The sequence below is a fragment of the Marinimicrobium sp. UBA4209 genome, from assembly GCF_002381585.1.
Taxonomy (GTDB): Bacteria; Pseudomonadota; Gammaproteobacteria; order Pseudomonadales; family Cellvibrionaceae; genus Marinimicrobium; species Marinimicrobium koreense.
Window position 1 is genome coordinate 23,308 of the sequence record NZ_DFTP01000067.1, and the last position, 3,428, is coordinate 26,735.

General features: G+C 57.8%; 3 protein-coding genes. All 3 read right to left on the reverse strand.

Going from position 1 to position 3,428, the window contains the following annotated elements; genetic code table 11:
* Positions 1-38: 38 nt before the first annotated feature.
* Positions 39-1,409: an MFS transporter gene (locus B3187_RS09600; protein ID WP_286806048.1), complete on the reverse strand. Its 1,371-nt coding sequence runs from the start codon at positions 1,407-1,409 to the stop codon at positions 39-41.
* A gap of 79 nt (positions 1,410-1,488) precedes the next feature.
* Entirely contained in the window at positions 1,489-2,991 is a 1,503-nt protein-coding gene (gene araA / locus B3187_RS09605) for an L-arabinose isomerase (protein WP_024462380.1), read from the reverse strand.
* Positions 2,992-3,031: 40 nt separating this feature from the next.
* Positions 3,032-3,428: class II aldolase/adducin family protein (locus B3187_RS09610; protein ID WP_286806049.1), on the reverse strand; the 397-nt coding region annotated here is incomplete at its 5' end.

The window sequence follows — 3,428 nt, forward strand, 5'->3', positions numbered from 1 at the left end:
CCGCCGTAACCCGCCCTGGCGCATACGCCCTAACCCATCTATGAAATATTCGGATCCGCTTCGGCCAGGGCGGAATCCGCCAGGCTGTCCCGCTTCATTTCTTCATAGAACCTGTCAGTAATTTTGTACTTGAACATCAGCCCGCCCATGATGGCGTGGAACAGGCCCGGGATGACGGAGAGCATTAGTGCGATACCCGTCAAGGTGAACGCGCTCTGCTCCACGTTGGCTTCGTAGTTGAAATAGGTCAGCAGCAGGCCGACAATAAAACCGGCGGCGCCCATGCCGGCCTTCTGGAAAAAGCTGATGCCACCGAACGCCAGGCCCGATACACGCTTGCCGGTTTTCGCCTGACCGTAGTCCACGGACTCGGCAATCGCGCTCCAGAACACCGGCGCGTGCAGGTCGACCACGAAGGAAATCAGGAAGTAGAGAATAAACGCCAGCCAGATATCTCCGGGCTGAACCGCGAAGAACATGATTACGCTCAATACCCCAACGGCCAACTGGGTCCAGCGAAAGAGCTGGATTTTGCAGTAGCGTTTGGTAATCCAGGTGGAGGCGATCATGGCCAACAGCGCCCCAGTGACCCCGGTGGTCATGAAGGCGGAGAGCATTTTGGCATCGGCTCCCAGGTAATACTTGGCGTAATAGGCGGCCACGGAGCTGCGGATCACATAGCCCAGAGTGCCGGTAAAGCACACCGCACACAGCACCAACCACTGGTCGTTTTTCAGCAGAATCTTGAGCTGCTCGCCGAAAGTCTTGTCCTGCACCTCGTGCTTCACCCGCTCGGTGGTGGTAAAGAAACAGAACAGGAACAACAGCGTACCGAGAATCCCCATCAGCCCCATGGAGGCTTGGTAACCCACCGCCAGGTCACCATCGCCCCAGGCTTCCGCCATGATCGGCACAATAATGGTGACCAGAAACGCGGCCACTTTGGCCAGAAACAGACGATAGCCGTTCGCCGACAGGCGCTCTTTCGGGTCCGCCGTCAATACGCCAATCAGGGAGATATAGGGAATAGTCACGGAGGTGAACATCACCGTCACCAGAATGTAAGTGGCGTAAGCCCACACCAGCTTGGCGTTGTAACTCCAGTCCGGCGTGGTGAACATCAGGAAGATGGACAGACCGAAGGGCACAGACAGGAATAAAAAGTACGGACGGTAGCGCCCCCAACGGGTGTCCACCTTGTCGGTGATCATGCCCATCAATGGGTCGGTAAAGGCATCCACCAGTCGAGCCACCAGGAACAGAATCCCCATATGCGACGGCTTCAATCCGAAGATATCGGTATAGAAATAGGCCACGATGAGGAACATGGAGGAGATCACCAGGTTGACCGCGGTATCACCGCTGCCAAAACCCACTTTCTCCAATACCGTCAGTTTCTGGGTTTTCATTCGCTTGGGCTCTTATTGTCAGGTGATGTCAGATACAAAAACGGCGGGCACCCGAAGGCCCCGCCGATTGGTACGCCGTTTATACGCCCTGCTTGAGGTGGTAGTAAGCGGCGTTCTGGCGCAGTTCGTCTTTGAAGGTGCGCACTTTGGTGTCGTTGTCGATCACGACCGCTTCAACGCCGGCCATTTCGGCGAAGTCGATGATCTGCTCGGTGGTCACGCCCTGGCTGTACACGCTGTGGTGAGCACCACCGGCGTGAATCCAGGCGGCGCCGGCGATACCCAGGTTCGGGCGAGGCTCCCACAGGGCCGAAGCGACCGGCAGCTTGGGCAGGTCCGCTGGCGGGGCCACGGTATCCAGCTCGTTGACTACGATACGGAAACGGGTACCCAGGTCCACGGTGGTGATGTTCATGGCCGGGCCGGGCTTGCCGGTAAACTTGAGGCGAGCGATGTCCTTGCGAATCCCGATGGTGTGCAGGGCCACTTCCAGGCGCGGTTTCTGCGCGGCGATGGTCGGGCAGATTTCCAGCATGTGGGCGCCCAGCACCTGATCCCGCGTGCCCAGGTTGTAGGTGTAATCTTCCATAAAGGAAGTGCCACCTTCTTTGCCCTGGCTGATTACTTTTACGATCCGGGTCATGGCCGCGGTTTTCCAGTCACCTTCGCCGCCGTAGCCGTAGCCTTTGGCCATCAGGCGCTGGGTGGCCATACCGGGCAGGCCGGTCAGACCGGTCAGGTTTTCAAAGTTGTTGGTAAAGGCCTTGAAGCCGCCTTTTTCCAGAAAACGCTCCATGCCGATTTCCAGGCGCGCTTCGTTTTTGATCATGGCCATCTGGTGCTCGTCTTTCAGCACCTCGTCCGCCACTTCGTAGGTCTGCAGGTACTCATCGACCAGGGCGTTGGCGTCTTCATCGCTGACTGCGTCAACGACCTCGGCCAGATCACCCAAACCAAAGGCATGCACTTCGTAGCCGAAGTGAATCTGGGCCGCCACCTTGTCACCTTCGGTCACCGCCACCTGACGCATGTTGTCGCCGAAGCGGGCCACTTTCAGAGTCTGAGACTCGGCCCAGCCCATGGCGACGCGCAACCAGTCGTCGATTTCCTGCTGAACACGGTCCTGCTGCCAGTGACCGACCACTACGCGGCGATCCTGACGCAGACGGGTGCCAATGTAACCAAACTCGCGGTCACCGTGGGCACTCTGGTGCAGGTTCATGTAGTCCATGTTGATTTCGGCCCAGGGCAGCTCGGCGTTGAACTGGGTGTGCAGGTGCATGTAGGGCTTGTTCAGCGCCTTCAGGCCGGCAATCCACATCTTGGCCGGAGAGAAGGTGTGCATCCACAGAATCAGACCGACACAATTGCTGTCGTTATTCGCGCGCTGACAGACTTCCAGAATCTCGTCCGGAGACTTGACCGTCGGCTGGGCGACAATTTTTGCGGAAATCTTGTCCGAGCCGGTCAACCCGTCGGCAATTTGCTGGCTGTTCGCCGCGACCTGCTCCAATACTTTGGGGCCGTAGAGGTGCTGGGAACCCGTGACGAACCAGATTTCTTTATCACCGTAAATTTTCATAGCTGTAATCCTGAATAGGGCAGTTGCCGAAAAGGGTTAATCAATTCTGACCGTAGTAAGCGTTCTTGCCATGCTTACGCAGGTAGTGCTTGTCGATGATGGCCTGCTTGAGAGGCTGTACATCGGGGCGCAAAGTGCGGGTGAGGTAGGCCATTTTGGCCATCTCTTCCAGAATCACCGCGTGATACACCGACTGGGCTGCGTCTTTACCCCAGGTGAAGGGCGCGTGGCCGGCAATGATGCACATGGGGGTTTCCACCGGGCTGCGATCTTTGAAACAGTCGGTAATCTGTACGCCGGTTTCTTCTTCGTAGTCGCGTTTGATCTGCTCATCGCTCATCACCGCGGTCACCGGAATATCGCCGTAGGCGTAGTCGGCGTGGGTGGTGCCGTAGCAGGGAATCGGCTGCTGGGCCTGCGCCCAGGCGGTAGCGTAG